Source organism: Paraburkholderia phenazinium (assembly GCF_900141745.1).
Classification (GTDB): Bacteria; Pseudomonadota; Gammaproteobacteria; order Burkholderiales; family Burkholderiaceae; genus Paraburkholderia; species Paraburkholderia phenazinium_B.
The window spans coordinates 1,500,442-1,514,396 of record NZ_FSRM01000001.1; the positions used below are offsets into that span (position 1 = coordinate 1,500,442).

Genomic DNA, 13,955 nt, shown 5'->3' on the forward strand with positions numbered 1-13,955 from the left:
CAGCCGCACGTCTGGCTTCACGCCATTCTGCAGGACCGACTTCATGCGGGAATCCTTGGCGCAGACAGCCGCTCCATGACTGAGCCAATCGAGCGCTGCAATGGCATCATCATCCGCGCTACCGCGCACCTTGGAGAACGTCTCGGCCACATCCTCGCCAGGTACAGCGCGCCGGATAGCCACCCCAACCGCAAGAATATCAATCATCACGAGATGCAAGATTCGCGAAACCATGGAGAGCTGCGACTCACGAACCTCAATATGATCCTTCTCCAGCGCCACGGTAGCGCGCCTGGCCAACGGCGTATTGCTAGACGTAATGGCAATCACCTGCGCTCCGGCCTGCATCGCGGCCTCCAGCACTCGTAGCAACTCCGGCTCACGCCCTGACTTCGACACGGCAACAATCACGTCGTCCTTCCCAAGCAGCGCCGCGGACGCCGCCTGCATGTACGGATCGCCATAAGCAATCGTAGGAATGCCAAACCGGAAGAACTTGTAGTGAGCATCCTGCGCGATGATGTTCGAGTTGCCGAGCCCGTAGAACTCGATCCGGCGCGCACCGCTCAACAGTTCGATTGCCCGCTCGACATGCTCGAAGTTCAAATGCTCACGCAACTGCAGAATCGACGAGATCGTGTTGTCCAATACCTTCGCGCCAAAGTCCGTCACGGTGTCGCCCAGATGCACCTGGCTGTGACTCACAGGAATCGTTGCGGTCACTCCGGCCGCCAGCTTCAGCTTGAAATCGGACAATCTCGGCCAGCCCAGCGAGCGGCAGAAACGGATTACCGTCGACGGGCCCACGTCGGCCTTGCGTGCGATGTCGACGATCGGGTCGTTGATGATCGAACGCGGATGATTCAACGCCAGATCCGCCACGCGCCGCTCTGCGGACGTCAACGCGTCCCGCATCTGGCGGATGCGTTCGAACACCGCCGTCGAATTTCCGCCCGGGCGATTCGACAACTGTTCCGCCAGAATCGCCGAGACTCCGAGGAACGCCGAATACTCAGCGGTGATCACGTAAGTCGGCACGTCCTGCAGATACGCCTCGAAGCGGCCCTTCGCCTCGAAGCGCTCACGGAACGACGAACGCGCAAAGAATTTGCCCAGCCGCGGCACCACGCCGCCGCCAATGTAGATGCCGCCCAGCGCGCCCAGCGTCACCGCCATGTTGCCGGCGAACGTACCGAGGATGCCGCAGAACACATCAACCGATTCCGCCGCCAGCGGTTCGCCCTCGAGCGCAAGTTTGACCACGTTGGCGGTGTCGAAGTTGGCAGGCACGCCTTTCTGGTCGCGTGCTGCCAGCGCTCTGTAAATGACCTCGATGCCGGGCCCCGCCGACACGCGCTCAAACGACACATGTGACCACTGCATGCGCGCATATTGCAGCACCAGATCTTCGCGCTCATCAACCGGTGCGAAGGTGGTGTGGCCGCCTTCACTGCCGAGTGCAATCCAGCGGTCGGCAGTGGGAATCAGGCCACAGACACCGAGATCCGTGCCGGGGGTCAGCAGTCCGATCACGCTGTTCGGGCGGCGTGCGCCGCTGCCCACCTGCACGCGTTGCGTATCGGTCAGGCCTGGCAATGCCATCGCCAGCGCCGCGAAGTCGTTGACCACCAGCATGGTGTCGAAGCCCAACTCGCGCCGTGTCGCTTCAATCGAAAAGGTCCACTCGTGATTGGTCATGCTGACATGGTCGCCGTCGACGGGATTCGCAATCGCGATCGCCGCGTGGCTTACGCGGCCAATCCTCAAGTCTTTGAGGTATTTCCTGATGACTTCGGCGACGCCCGGAGAGTCGGCACAGGGGTAGATCCGCACCTGACAAATCTCTCCCGGCCCTGTCTCCAGCGCAAAGCGCGCGTTGGTGCCGCCGATGTCGGCTAGCAGCCTCGGTCCGTCAGCGTGCTGGCCCGCACCCGGGGCAGCATTACTTCTCACACCAGTAGACATCGAGTCTCACTCCGTTGTCGTTTGCCAGCATTGAGATGGCATTTTTTTATAGCGCAGCGGCGGCGGTTTTCAGCACGCCGAGCTTGCGCGGTCCCGCAATCAACAGAAATAGACGACCCATTTGCCTCAGCGCGGACATCGACTGCCTTACACGCGCATGCGGCATTGACCCGGGACGCGCAACTACGAAACTGAACCGCTCGAGTTTGGTGGAGGCTTGGACTCCTCAGCAAATGGGGCAATGAACAAGTCGAACAAATCGTTCTGGATGCACCTGAACCGGCGCGGCACGCTCGCCGGGCGGGCAATGATGGAGCGCTGATCTATCGCTCCGACAGCGGTTCCTGGTACATCGACATTAGCTACAGCGAACGGCCGGCCCACGCAGGCATCGAGCTGTCGATCGACAGCCGGGAAGGCGGCGACGACAACACGCTGACTGAAACGATCAACGGCCTGTAGAAGGCGGAACTGATTCATCGTCGTGCGCCGTGAAAAACACGTGAGTCTGTTGGACTGGCGATGCCGGGATAGTTGGCCTTGCTCGACCACCCTCGGCTGATGGAGCCGCTCGGCTATATCTCGTCTGCAGAAGCTGAAGCAAACACTACTGACCTGCAACTCGGCAATCTTTCCGCTGGACCGATATCGACTTAAACCTATCAGCCTCCACCATTACCGGGCGTGTTTAAACTGAAATTCTGTATTTCAATTTGCGCATGTGGGTGTTGCTTTTGCCCTGTTCATCAACGAACGGCACACAAAGATGAGGTGTGATTTGAGGTTCGTATAACGCGCATCAATGGGCATGCTACAGCAAATTGATCGCTGCTTATATTGCCGGTCTGTTGCATGGTTTTACTTGTTCGCCCGTGACCGCTCATCGCCATGTGAATTTTTGCAGAAAATGGTCAATATCATGATATTGAGCAAAAGACTTTTATCTATAATGATAACAATCGGCAGCGTCGTGTTTTGCGAACTACATCTGCCTTTCTTCGAAAAATCTCAACTCCTTTATGCATAAGGCCTCCAGCCCGATTGAGGTCCTGCGGGACTCGCCGAGTCGTATTAAATGGCGACCCGAAAGGTGTTTCGCGGCCTAGCGAAGCCCTGATATGAGGATTGGTGGGGTGGAGCATTACTCATATTACCTGTTTGTTACGTTATTTTACTGAGCTGTGCATTATTGCCATTGTCTGAATAAATTTCCCATCGAAATTTCATTATCTGCATTAATCTCTTGCTGAGTGAGCGATACTCTCATCGATTTTGAGTGTCAATAGTGACAATCCTTGTCGTTAGCCCCTGAGAACTTTAATTCCCTTGTTATATGAGGTTCTGGCACTTTTCGACGATCCGCTTACACGGATCAATATGGCAATTTCGCCACACCAGTCTGGCCGACATCGATTTTTTTATCCGAGTCTCAGGTATTCTTGACAAATCAGTAGGCAAAGTACGAAAAGAAAGTAATTTGAAAGTAGTTTGACTACGCCGCGCAGGGGGAGAGACCGGTCGACGCAAGATCCACGTGACGCAAAGATGGCCCCCAAGGCTATGGTCAGGACAACACACCAGGATCGGTCTGACTGTCTCCCTCGTATGAGATGTCTGTTCGGCGCCTCCGGTGCCCGAGCACCATTAGTAGTACTTCCTGTTTTTTCTTTTTGATAAGGTATGGAGGAGACGATGAAAAAAGCTTTACTCGCCGCTGCGTTGATGTCGGCTGGCGTCATTGCCCACGCTCAAAGCAGCGTGACGCTGTTCGGCCGCCTGGATGCGGGCGTTGAATACATGAGCGGCATACCTAGTGCGACTGGCACGGGTTCCACGTCTCGCGTCAAACTGGAAAGCGGTGACTGGGGTACCAGCCTCTGGGGTATGAAGGGCGTGGAAGACCTGGGTGGCGGCCTGTCGGCGGTGTTCCACCTGGAAGGTTCTTTCAGCACAGCGACGGGCGCCCTCGGCGGCCCTAACAACCTCTTCAATCGTTATGCATTGGTTGGGATCCAGGACAACCAGGTCGGTACCCTGACTTTGGGTCGCGAGCTGACACTCGATGGCGAGGACCTGTGGGCATATGACCCGTTCGCCCAGTCGTCGTGGTCGTCGGCATCGCTTGTACGTGGCCGCAACTGGCAGGCTTCGAGCAACAACATCAATTTTGACTCGCAAACCTTCGGCGGCTTCGCTGCGCGCGTCCAGTACTCACTGGGTAACACAACGAACTTTAACGATGGCGCTACGGGCAACGGCGGTCAACTGAACAATGAAGGCCGTTCAGATGCTGTGGAGCTCAAGTACAACAACAGTCTTCTCCAGCTTCGCGCTGTGTATGACGAAGTTCGCAATGTGAACGGCGGCCTTGGTGACACAACCAACGGCGTGTGGGGCTCTTCGCGCGAATATATGGCTGGCGGCAACGTGATCCTGGGACCATTCACGCTGAACGCGATGTATGACGGCCTGCGTAGCTCGGGGGTGAGCGGTGCCCCGACTGGCATTCCGACGACAGCAAACCAGGAATACGGCGGTGTGACATGGCATGCTACGCCGGCCGCACAGCTGATTGCAGCCGTGTACCACGTCAATGCGAACAACGGCGCGGGCAATGCCACGATGTACACCATTGGCGGTTCGTACAACCTCTCGAAGCGCACTTTGCTTGACGTCCAGGTGGCTACCGTGCGTAACAGCAACAATGCTGACTTCAGCCTTGAAGCCAACCTCCCGGGCAATTCGGATAACCCGCTCCCAGGTCACAGCCAGAGCGGCGTGTACGCCGGTATTGAACACTCATTCTGATCGACCCGTGTCAATATAAGACCCGAGAGGAATCACGACGAATCATGATAAAAGGAGATAGCTAAATGAAAGCATTCCAGGTGATCAAGGCCATCAGCGGCGCGCTCATCGTAATGGCCTCGCTCAACGCCTATGCGCAAAGCAGCGATGCGACGGCGGCGCCCGCCATGTCAGCTGCCCCGAGCGCCAAGGCGACCAGGGCTTCCAACCGGGCTCTGCAACGCAAGGTGCTTAAGGCACTGGCCAAGGCGAAGGGCTTGACCGCTGAAAACATCACGGTCCGTGCACGCGGCGGTGTCGTGACGTTAGAAGGTCGGGTGTCCGATCAAGGGCAAAGCGACATTGCTACGCAAACCGCTCAAGGCGTAGCGGGCGTGACGTCGGTGACCAACGCACTGCAGGTCCGCGAACAGTAAGCCTGCCTGAAACCGGGCACAACCCTGCATGCCAGAGGGTTGTGCCCGCTTCGATTCGGACGTGTGCAAAGACTGCGTTCGCTTCAACTCCCCAACTTGTTCGGATCCCGCCAGGCCCGTTCGAACGGTAGCCGCCACGCCCGCGGCGCGACGAGCTGATGAATAGCGTTCGGCCCCCACGACCCCGGTGAATAGAACCGGACAGGCGGAGGAGATTCCAGCAACGCGGTCGACACTTGCCACAAGCGCTCGATGCCCTCAGCGGTTGTGAACAGCGTACGGTCGCCTCGCATGGCATCAAGAATCAGCCGCTCGTACGCCTCAAGCACGTCGCCAATCATCCCCGTGTCACGCATGGCAAACTGCAGGCTCAGCTTGTCCAGCCGCATCCCGGGACCCGGCCGCTTGCCATAGAACGACAGCGACATCTTCGACGCATCCGCCAGGTCGAACGTCAAATGATCCGGTCCCTGGGAACCGACACCGGACCCAGCGGGAAACATGCTCTTGGGCGGTTCGCGAAATGCGATGGAAATGATTCGTTGTCCTTCAGCAAGCCGCTTCCCGGTACGGAGATAGAACGGCACACCGGCCCAACGCCAATTGTCGATAGAGCACTTCAACGCAATGAATGTCTCCGTCTCCGACTCAGGACTAACACCTTCCTCGGCCCGATAACCGGTGTATTGCCCTCGCACGACATCGGAGGGTTGAATCGGCAACATACTGCGAAACACCTTGTTCTTTTCCTCGCTGATCGGCGCTGGTTCGAGCGAGGTCGGAGGCTCCATCGCCATGAACGCGAGAATCTGGAACAGATGCGTGACCACCATGTCGCGAAACGCTCCGGTCTGCTCATAGAACCCTGCGCGCTTGCCGAGCCCGAGCGTCTCGGGCACGTCGATCTGCACGTGGTCGATAAAGTTGCGATTCCAGATAGGTTCGAATAGCCCATTCGCAAAGCGGAACGCGAGAATGTTTTGCGCCGGCTCTTTCCCCAGGAAGTGGTCGATGCGGAAGATCTGCTCTTCTTCGAACACTTCGTGCAGCCTGGCATTCAACGACACCGAGCTTGCCAGATCGGTCCCAAACGGCTTTTCCATAATGATCCGGGAACGCTCGACCAGTCCCGCGTCCTTGAGCATCCCCACTGCGGACAAGGCCGCGTTTGGCGGCACGCTCAGATAGTGCAGCCGCTGGCATTGAGCTTCGAGGCTTTGTTCGGCGCGTTCAACCGCGACCTTGAGCGCCTCGGCACCTGCGGCCAGCGACAGATAGTCGAGATGCGCGGAAAAGGTCTCCCATTCCGCCTCGACGATCGGGCGACTGGAAAACTCTTCGAGCGCTTCCCGCGCAATACGGCGAAAGTCATCCAGCGTGATGTCATCGAGCGCGACCGCAATCACCCGGCAGCCGGGAATAAAGCCCGCACTCGCCAGATGGAACAAACCGGGCAAGAGCTTGCGTCGCGCCAGATCGCCGGTGGCGCCGAAGAGGACGACTACTTGGGGAAACCGCGGACCCACTCCTGGGGAGATCTTCGCCATCGTGCTGATCCTTGTTGGTTAGCGACGTCAAACGAAAGGGCGATACGCCAGGGCGAAGCCCCGCTGGATTTCAGCAAGCAATTCTACGCGGCGAAAAGTTAAAAGAGCCGCCCGAGCACGGGGCGGATTCGCCAAAAACGCGCGAGGCTTTCGCGCTTCGAGCATTCCGGAGCCGCGAGGCACAGTGAAGTCAGGCTGGCGTATACCCCATTGCAACGATTTTTTTCCCGTGAAACACTCTGTCCATCTGCTGTGTCGGACTGTTATCCGATATACCAGACAAATGAATTCTGGCGTGCGATTGCCTTTGAGCTCCTCGATTGGAGCGCGCCGCGAAGGCTAGGCTGATCGCCGTTTCCGTCCATGCGTGGACTTCTCACTTCAGATCGGGATTGAAAAATGAGAATCGTCAGGGAAAGCGCAAGAGTCGCGTGTTTGCTCGCAGTGGCCGGTCTGATGGTATTCGCCGGCTGCACGAAAATCGCCCAGTCAGATCAGGGCGGCGCGGCTGATTCGGCGCTCAAGCAGGTTCTGCAGCGCGGCACCTTGCGCGTAGGCGACTGTTTGACCTTTGCACCATTCGGCTTCTACAACAAGGATGGCCAGCCCGACGGTTACGACGTTGACCTCGCGAAAGAACTGGCCAAGCAGATGGGCGTCAAGCTCGAAGTCGTGAATACGACGAGTGCCAATCGCATTCCGAATCTGCAAACGAGCAAGGTCGACGTGGTGTTCTGCAACTTCACCCGCAACCTCGAGCGTGCCAAGGAAATCTCCTTTACGAATCCGTACGTGGTGGCGAGCGAAGCGCTGCTGGTGAAGAAAAGCAGCGGCATCAAGTCCATTGCCGATATGTCGAATCGCACGATTGCCACCGTCAAAGGCTCGACGAACGGTGATGAAGTGCGCTCGTTGAACATGCAGGTCAAGATTCAGGAGTTCGACAGCTCGGAGGCCGCGATCCTGGCGGTCAAGCAAGGCCAGGCCGACGCCATGATCGAGGACAACAACTTCCTCGCGTATCAGGCAACGCTCGATCCGGATCTGACCGTGACCAACGAAGCATTGGTGCCGCTCGAATACAACGCGTTCGGCGTCAAGCAGGGAGATCAGGTCTGGCTCGATTATCTGAACCTGTTCCTGTTCAACACCAACGCCTCCAAGCTGAACGCGCAGCTTTACAAGAAGTGGTTCGGCACAGATCCGCGCTTCCCGCTGAATCCGCAGTATTGAATCCGCGCGTGCTCCACGTCGGCTCAACGTCGTCTCAAGGACGGAGGAACCATGAGCTATGAATGGCTGACCCTTGCGGGTTACTGGAACGATTTTGTTCGAGCAGCGTGGCTGACGCTTCAGATCACGCTGCTGGCCTTCATCCTCGCGATGCTGCTCGGCTTGCTGACCGCGCTGGCGAGCGCGTCGCGTGTCGGACTGTTGCGCGCCATCGCAAGTGTCTATATCGAAGCGATCCGCAATACGCCAGTACTGCTACAGATATTCATCGTGTTCTTTGGGTTGCCATCGCTCGGGGTTACGCTGAATGCCTATACGGCGGGCGTTATTGCGTTGGGCGTGAACGTCGGCGCATACCTCGCCGAGGTGTTTCGTGCGGGCATTCAGTCGGTGCCGCGCGGTCAACTGGAAGCTGCGTCGATTCTCGGCTTGGGGCGCTCGCAGATCTTTGTAGAAGTGATTTTGCCGCAGGCCGCGCGTGCCGTTTTTCCGGCGATCGTCAATAACCTGATTCAACTGCTGCTCGGCACGTCGCTTCTGTCGGCGATTGCGTTGCCGGAGTTGAGCGGGACGGCGACGGTGATCAACGCACGCACGCTGCTCTATCTCCAGACCTTCACGATCACGTTGATCGCCTATCTGGTGTTGAGCGGCGTGCTGTCGTGGATCGCAGGCCAGATCGGTACGCGTGTTTTCCATCCTCCGCTGGTCATGACGAAACGCTCGCGTCGCCCATTCTTTATGGCGCGACAAAGCGATCGCACGTGAGCGCGCAACCAGGAGACCGGACATGTCAAGCGAATTGCTAACCACGAGCCTCGCGATCCTGATTCAGGGGCTGGTGGCAACACTGCTGCTATCTGTGGCGTCGATTATTGGCGGAACGCTGATTGGACTGCTCGCAGCCGTACTGCGGTCATTCGGACCGTGGGGGACGCCGCGCATTGCCAGGCTCTATACCGAACTGTTTCGCGGTACACCTGTGCTGATCACGCTGATGTTTATCTATTTCGGCGTGTCGTATTTCGGCTATGCGATCGATGTCTTTGCAGCAGGCGTGGTGGGCCTGAGCGTCTATCAAGGTGCCTACATTGCCGAGATATTCCGCTCCGGCATCGAGGCCGTGCCCAAAGGACAGTGGGAAGTCTCGCAGATCCTCGGGCTCAGCAAGACGCAAGCGTTCTTTTCGGTGGTTCTGCCGCAGACCGGAAAGATCGTGATGCCGCCGCTCATTGGTCAGTATCTATCGCTTATCAAGGACACGTCGATCGTCAGCATGATCGGCATGTCGGAATTGATGCATGCGGGTCAGGCTATTGTCGATCGGGTAGGCAAACCGGTTGAAATCTATGGACTCGTTGCCGTGCTTTATTTCGTTGTGTGCTTCCCACTGTCGCAGTGGGTGCGCCACCATGATCGAAGAAGGAGCCTGTTGTCATGACCGCTACTACCTCTACCACCGCTTCTGCTGCGTCCAGGCCGATCATCAATCTGACTGGCGTCAGCAAGTCCTTTGGTGCCACGCAGGTGCTCAAGGAGATCAACCTGGATGTGCGGCCGGGTGAGGTGCTCGTGCTGATCGGCGCATCAGGGTCCGGAAAGAGCACGGTGCTGCGCATCATGAGTGGTCTGGAAACGGCCGACGCCGGCGAAGTCTGGGTCAACGAAGTGCCGCTGCACGACGCCCGTCGCGCCAAGGAAATCCGCGGGCACGTGGGTATGGTGTTTCAGCAATTCAACCTGTTTCCCCACAAGACTGCGCTCGGCAACGTTACGCTTGCGCTGATCAAGGCGCGCAAGATGAGCCAGAGGGATGCGCGCAAACGCGCGATCGATGCCCTCGATCGTGTGGGCCTCGCCGATCGCGCCGATCACTATCCGAGCCAGCTCTCCGGCGGCCAGCAGCAGCGGGTGGCGATTGCCCGGGCGCTGGCGGTCGAGCCGGGCATCATGTTCTTCGACGAAGCCACTTCCGCACTCGACCCGGAACTGGTCGGCGAGGTGACGGAGGTCATGCGCGGCTTGGCGCGCGACGGTATGACGATGGTCGTCGTCACGCACGAGATGGGCTTTGCGCGCAAAACCGCCGACCGCGTCGTGTTCATGGACAAAGGCGTGATAGCGGAGCAGGGCGCGCCTGAGGATATCTTCGTGAACCCGCAGAATGATCGCACCCGGCAGTTCCTGCATCGCGTGCTCGACCATTGACCATTCACCGTGCGCTAAACTGCGAACCCTATCGCCGACGGAGTTGAAGGAATGTCAGCACCAGAGTCATCGAGAGCGCGAGGCGTTGACCGCGTCGTCGGTATTCTCAAGCAATTGCATATCGCGCGCCGTCCGATGACGATGCGCGAACTGATCGAGGCGACTGGCGCGCCGCGCTCGAGCATTTACGAGCTGGTCACGATTCTGACGGAAGCGGGGTGGCTCGAGATAGCGGCCGACGGTAGCGTATTTTTCGGTCGCGAGATGCATTACTACGGCGCCGACTACGCGGTGCATAACGATCTGATCAGCCGTGCTCATCAGACGATCCTCGCGCTCGTCAGGAACCACGACGAGACCGCGCAGTTGTGCATGCTCGAGGGCAACAAGTACACCGTGGTGCTGTCGGAGAATAGCTCGCGGCCGTTCAACATCAGCTCGGACATCGGCGTGAAAGTGCCGATTCCGTGGACCGCGACGGGCCGGCTGCTGCTCGGACATCTGCGTCCGGACGAGATTCGCGCGCTGATTCCGGACGAGGACTTTGTCCTCGACAACGGCAGCCGGGTTGAATTCGGGGATTTCCTGCGGGACGTCGAAAAGGCCGCCGAACAGGGCTACTGTTGTACCGAAGGACTGTCGCACACCTTTCGATACTGCATGGCGGCGCCGATACGCGACCGGACCGGTCTGCCGGTCGCTGCGCTTTGCTTCATGACGAGCCGCGATACGGCGCCGGAAAAAACGCACCACGATGCTGGAAGATCTGATCCGATCGTCGAAAGCGCTTTCGCAGCCTTATGTTCGTATGTAGACGCGAGTGAAGTTACTCTCGCATGACCTGGCTCAGTGCGGCAACCGTACGTTGAACTTAAACGTGGCGAGTCTCGTGAGCAGGATGAACGCGGTGGCGATCAGTACGCTGTAGACCGTATCGAAGTTGAAGTAATCGAGCAGTAGATACAGCCAGCATCCAAGAAACGCGCAGGTCGCGTAGGGTCTTGAATCGCGCAGAATCAGCGGCACTTCGTTGCAGACCACGTCGCGGATCACGCCGCCGAACACGCCCGTCAGGACACCCAGCATCACCGATGTGAACCAGGGCATCTGCGCATCGAGCGCCAACGATGTGCCGGAGATGCTAAAAAGGCCAAGCCCGATTGCATCCGCCACCAGTAGTACGCGCTCGGACAGCAGCTTCGACGTCATCTTCAACAACGTCGGCGCGAACAGCGACATCACGAAGATCGCTATCACGTACGGCTGATGCTCGACCCAGTAGAACGGCCTGCGCTCCAGCAGCACATCGCGTACGGTCCCACCGCCAAATGCCGTTGCCATCGCCACGAGAAATGTTCCGACGGCATCGAGCCGTCGCGTACGTGCCTCAATAAAACCGGAGATGGCATAGGCGAAAATCGCCAGCGCCTCCATGATGCCAAGCGCGAGGGTCAGCCTCGGATGCATTGATGAAGCCCTGTCACGGTTTGGAGTGAGCGGCCTGCGCGCCCGGTTGCAGCAGCACGAGCACCGCGCCAGCGCCGCCGTCATGCGCCCTTGCCTGGCAGAACGCGATGACTTCTTCCTTTTGCACCAGCCACGCCCGCACTTTGCCCTTCAACACCGGTTCCTTGCCGATAGATCCAAGCCCCTTGCCATGAATCACGCGCAGGCAACGCAGTCCGCGTTTGACCGACTCACGAATAAACTCAGCCAGCGCCTCACGTGCCTCGTCGCGCCGCATTCCATGCAGATCCAGTTGGGCTTGCACGATCCACGCCCCGCGCCTCAGTTTGCGTACGACCTCCTGACTCACTCCAGGTCGGCAATAGGAAAGCGTCTCATCGGTCTCGAGCAAGACCTCAGGATCGAACTCATCCGAAATCGCTTCGTGCAGCACGGCCTCTTCATCCAGCTTTGTCTGCACCGGCATAGGCGATGGAGGCGTGCGTGTCGGTGGCACCCTTGCCGGCACCACCAAGGGTGCCACGGCGCCCACTTCCCGCCGGAACAGATCGGCATCCGCCGACGCCTCCCGCTGAGCTTGCGCCGCCGCCGCGCGCTCGCGTTCACGCCGCTCGGCATCGCCTTTCAGCGCGGCACGCAAGGCACCCAAACCGGCAAGCCCAGCCGCCGGCTCGATCACCGGTTTGGGCGGCGCAACTGGCGCGGGCGTCGGCTCAACAGCGGCCGCGCGTGGGCGTTTAGGTTCGCTAGGGTGGGGCAGATTCTTTGCCATAACGGTGATACGGTGGAAAGTCGATCGTCGCGTGAGGCCATCGCGCGTCTCGCAGTGCATCTGATGCTCGAAACAACCGGCCGCACGGTCGCGACACGGCGCAAAAGCAAAAGGGCCGCCAGCTTGCCAGCCGCGGCCCTTCGTATGCTGCCAGCGGTATCCGGTAAGCGTTCAGGCCTGAGGTCTGCCGCCATTTTACCTTTGCCGCTTCATCAAGCCGGCGTGCTTGCCCGGCTTGATCGCCATCGCACCGCTTAACGCTCTGCTTCGGCGCTCATTGCGTGCTCGCCGGCCATTTCATCAATGGTCTCGAGGTAACGCTGGGCGTCCAGTGCAGCCATACAACCCGTACCGGCGCTGGTAATCGCCTGGCGGTACACGTGATCCTGCACGTCGCCGGCGGCAAACACGCCCGGCACGCTGGTGCCCGTCGCATTCCCCGAGAGCCCGCCATTGGTGATGATGTAGCCGTTCTTCATCTCCAGTTGACCTTCGAAGATATCGGTATTCGGCTTGTGACCGATGGCCACAAACAGGCCTTGCAGCGCGAGATCCGTCGCTTCACCGGTCTTAGTGTCCTTGATGCGTAGACCGGTCACGCCCGACTGATCGCCAGTCACTTCGTCCAGCACATGGTTCCACTTGATGTCGACGAGGCCTTCCTTCTGCTTGGCCAGCAGACGGTCGATCAGGATCGGCTCGGCGCGAAACTTGTCGCGGCGATGGATCACCGTCACCTTTTTAGCGATGCCGGAGAGGTAGAGGGCTTCCTCGACCGCGGTATTGCCGCCGCCGATCACCGCCACATGCTGCTGCTTGTAGAAGAAGCCGTCGCAGGTCGCGCAGGCCGACACGCCCTTGCCCATGAACGCCTCTTCCGACGGCAGGCCAAGGTACTGCGCCGACGCGCCGGTCGCGATGATCAGCGAGTCACAGGTGTATTCAGCCGAGTCGCCAATCAGGCGGATCGGCTTCTCGTCGAGCTTCGCCGTGTGGATGTGGTCGAAGATGATCTCGGTGTTGAAGCGCTCGGCGTGCTCCAGGAAACGCGTCATCAGTTCCGGGCCCTGCACGCCGTTTGCGTCCGCGGGCCAGTTTTCGACGTCCGTCGTGGTCATCAGTTGGCCGCCTTGGGCCAGACCCGTGACGAGGACCGGATTCAGGTTTGCGCGCGCCGCATAGACGGCGGCCGTGTAGCCTGCGGGGCCGGAACCGAGAATCAGGACTTTGGCGTGTTTCGTGGTGGATGCGGGCATGATCAGAATCCGTTAAAAGCGCCCGGCTCGCCCATGCGAGGCCGCGCGACTACAGCTGAACGTGAGCTGAAACTGTAGATGGGTATCAGACCAGCATTATAAAGGGCGGGCCGCAGGGCTGCTTCATGAAGCTTCCTGATCGTTCCGATAGCCTGTTGCGGCAGTTTTGGCCCGAAAACCACGCTGCCCGGCAGCAGTTACCGTCATTTACAGCCTTGTGCGCGACACTACGTTTACAATAGCCCGGATCGAACGACCCGGCGGCCACGACCGGGCGCCCAGC

At 59.0% G+C, this 13,955-nt stretch carries 10 protein-coding genes and 4 pseudogenes; 8 read left to right on the forward strand and 6 right to left on the reverse strand.

Features of this window, described 5'->3' with window-relative positions:
- Window positions 1-51 precede the first annotated feature (51 nt).
- Both BUS06_RS07005 and BUS06_RS38140 read right to left on the reverse strand, forming a co-directional pair.
- A pseudogene (locus BUS06_RS07005) lies at window positions 52-1,965 on the reverse strand (bifunctional transcriptional regulator/glucokinase); the annotation flags it as partial.
- Window positions 1,943-2,182: pseudogene (locus BUS06_RS38140) on the reverse strand (6-phosphogluconolactonase); the annotation flags it as partial. The pseudogenes BUS06_RS07005 and BUS06_RS38140, both read right to left, overlap by 23 nt.
- Before the next feature lie 44 nt (window positions 2,183-2,226).
- On the opposite strand from BUS06_RS38140, the pseudogene BUS06_RS38145 reads away from it, so the two are divergent.
- The 3 genes and pseudogenes from BUS06_RS38145 to BUS06_RS07020 all read left to right on the forward strand — a co-directional run.
- A pseudogene (locus tag BUS06_RS38145) lies at window positions 2,227-2,622 on the forward strand (IS3 family transposase); the annotation flags it as partial.
- 1,035 nt (window positions 2,623-3,657) lie between these two features.
- Window positions 3,658-4,773 (forward strand): porin, encoded by a 1,116-nt coding sequence (locus tag BUS06_RS07015; protein ID WP_074263626.1) that lies wholly within the window; start codon window positions 3,658-3,660, stop codon window positions 4,771-4,773.
- A gap of 65 nt (window positions 4,774-4,838) precedes the next feature.
- Window positions 4,839-5,189 (forward strand): BON domain-containing protein, encoded by a 351-nt coding sequence (locus tag BUS06_RS07020; protein ID WP_074263627.1) that lies wholly within the window; start codon window positions 4,839-4,841, stop codon window positions 5,187-5,189.
- An 83-nt stretch (window positions 5,190-5,272) separates the two neighbouring features.
- Here the strand turns inward: BUS06_RS07020 and zwf are convergent, their stop codons facing one another.
- Window positions 5,273-6,736, reverse strand: a complete 1,464-nt coding sequence (gene zwf, locus BUS06_RS07025; RefSeq protein ID WP_217272799.1) for a glucose-6-phosphate dehydrogenase — start codon at window positions 6,734-6,736, stop codon at window positions 5,273-5,275.
- 399 nt (window positions 6,737-7,135) lie between these two features.
- On the opposite strand from zwf, the gene BUS06_RS07030 reads away from it, so the two are divergent.
- The 5 genes and pseudogenes from BUS06_RS07030 to BUS06_RS07050 all read left to right on the forward strand — a co-directional run bounded on the left by BUS06_RS07030 (window position 7,136) and on the right by BUS06_RS07050 (window position 10,991).
- Window positions 7,136-7,969: an ABC transporter substrate-binding protein gene (locus tag BUS06_RS07030; RefSeq protein ID WP_074263629.1), complete on the forward strand. Its 834-nt coding sequence runs from the start codon at window positions 7,136-7,138 to the stop codon at window positions 7,967-7,969.
- A gap of 51 nt (window positions 7,970-8,020) precedes the next feature.
- On the forward strand, window positions 8,021-8,737 hold the full coding sequence (locus BUS06_RS07035) for an amino acid ABC transporter permease (RefSeq protein ID WP_074263630.1): 717 nt from the start codon (window positions 8,021-8,023) through the stop codon (window positions 8,735-8,737).
- A 22-nt stretch (window positions 8,738-8,759) separates the two neighbouring features.
- Window positions 8,760-9,410 carry an amino acid ABC transporter permease gene (locus BUS06_RS07040; RefSeq protein WP_074263631.1) on the forward strand — a complete coding sequence of 217 codons (651 nt, stop codon included), beginning with the start codon at window positions 8,760-8,762 and terminating at the stop codon, window positions 9,408-9,410.
- Window positions 9,407-10,177: an amino acid ABC transporter ATP-binding protein gene (locus tag BUS06_RS07045; protein WP_074263632.1), complete on the forward strand. Its 771-nt coding sequence runs from the start codon at window positions 9,407-9,409 to the stop codon at window positions 10,175-10,177. Before BUS06_RS07040 ends, BUS06_RS07045 begins: the two co-directional genes overlap by 4 nt.
- A 51-nt stretch (window positions 10,178-10,228) precedes the next feature.
- A pseudogene (locus BUS06_RS07050) lies at window positions 10,229-10,991 on the forward strand (IclR family transcriptional regulator).
- A gap of 32 nt (window positions 10,992-11,023) precedes the next feature.
- On the opposite strand, the gene BUS06_RS07055 reads toward BUS06_RS07050, so the two are convergent.
- The 3 genes from BUS06_RS07055 to trxB all read right to left on the reverse strand — a co-directional run bounded on the left by BUS06_RS07055 (window position 11,024) and on the right by trxB (window position 13,672).
- Window positions 11,024-11,644 (reverse strand): trimeric intracellular cation channel family protein, encoded by a 621-nt coding sequence (locus BUS06_RS07055; RefSeq protein WP_074263633.1) that lies wholly within the window; start codon window positions 11,642-11,644, stop codon window positions 11,024-11,026.
- 13 nt (window positions 11,645-11,657) lie between these two features.
- Window positions 11,658-12,416 (reverse strand): Smr/MutS family protein, encoded by a 759-nt coding sequence (locus tag BUS06_RS07060; protein ID WP_074265948.1) that lies wholly within the window; start codon window positions 12,414-12,416, stop codon window positions 11,658-11,660.
- A gap of 254 nt (window positions 12,417-12,670) precedes the next feature.
- Window positions 12,671-13,672 carry a thioredoxin-disulfide reductase gene (gene trxB / locus BUS06_RS07065; protein ID WP_074263634.1) on the reverse strand — a complete coding sequence of 334 codons (1,002 nt, stop codon included), beginning with the start codon at window positions 13,670-13,672 and terminating at the stop codon, window positions 12,671-12,673.
- Window positions 13,673-13,955 lie beyond the last annotated feature (283 nt).

Excerpts from the sequence above, each read along its gene's own strand:
- BUS06_RS07015 (WP_074263626.1), top strand. The coding sequence starts at position 3,658 with ATGAAAAAAGCTTTACTCGCCGCTGCGTTGATGTCGGCTGGCGTCATT.
- BUS06_RS07060 (WP_074265948.1), bottom strand. The coding sequence starts at position 12,416 with ATGGCAAAGAATCTGCCCCACCCTAGCGAACCTAAACGCCCACGCGCG.
- BUS06_RS07035 (WP_074263630.1), top strand. The coding sequence starts at position 8,021 with ATGAGCTATGAATGGCTGACCCTTGCGGGTTACTGGAACGATTTTGTT.
- BUS06_RS07055 (WP_074263633.1), bottom strand. The coding sequence starts at position 11,644 with ATGCATCCGAGGCTGACCCTCGCGCTTGGCATCATGGAGGCGCTGGCG.
- BUS06_RS07040 (WP_074263631.1), top strand. The coding sequence starts at position 8,760 with ATGTCAAGCGAATTGCTAACCACGAGCCTCGCGATCCTGATTCAGGGG.
- zwf (WP_217272799.1), bottom strand. The coding sequence starts at position 6,736 with ATGGCGAAGATCTCCCCAGGAGTGGGTCCGCGGTTTCCCCAAGTAGTC.
- BUS06_RS07045 (WP_074263632.1), top strand. The coding sequence starts at position 9,407 with ATGACCGCTACTACCTCTACCACCGCTTCTGCTGCGTCCAGGCCGATC.
- trxB (WP_074263634.1), bottom strand. The coding sequence starts at position 13,672 with ATGCCCGCATCCACCACGAAACACGCCAAAGTCCTGATTCTCGGTTCC.
- BUS06_RS07020 (WP_074263627.1), top strand. The coding sequence starts at position 4,839 with ATGAAAGCATTCCAGGTGATCAAGGCCATCAGCGGCGCGCTCATCGTA.
- BUS06_RS07030 (WP_074263629.1), top strand. The coding sequence starts at position 7,136 with ATGAGAATCGTCAGGGAAAGCGCAAGAGTCGCGTGTTTGCTCGCAGTG.